1 protein-coding gene is annotated in these 230 nt (G+C 28.3%); it reads right to left on the reverse strand.

The window, feature by feature from the left end:
- The coding region (locus FUA24_RS08010; RefSeq protein ID WP_187388220.1) for a triose-phosphate isomerase at positions 1-120 on the reverse strand (120 nt) is incomplete at its 3' end.
- Positions 121-230 lie beyond the last annotated feature (110 nt).

Consider the following 230-nt stretch of genomic DNA (forward strand, 5'->3'; position numbering starts at 1 on the left):
CGCTACAATTACCTCAGCGTTTGAAGTTTTAGTTTGGTTTGCTAAATCTGCTAATAACGCTTCAGTTTTTGATAAATCGTTATTCATTTTCCAGTTACCGGCAACAATATTTTTTCTCATGATATGGTATTTTTTTATGTTATTTGAGATATATAAACGTTGCTAAAGTACTTAATTTTTAACAGCTTGAATAAGATTTTTGTCATCAGCTTCAATAACATTAAATACAA

The organism is Seonamhaeicola marinus (assembly GCF_008085455.1).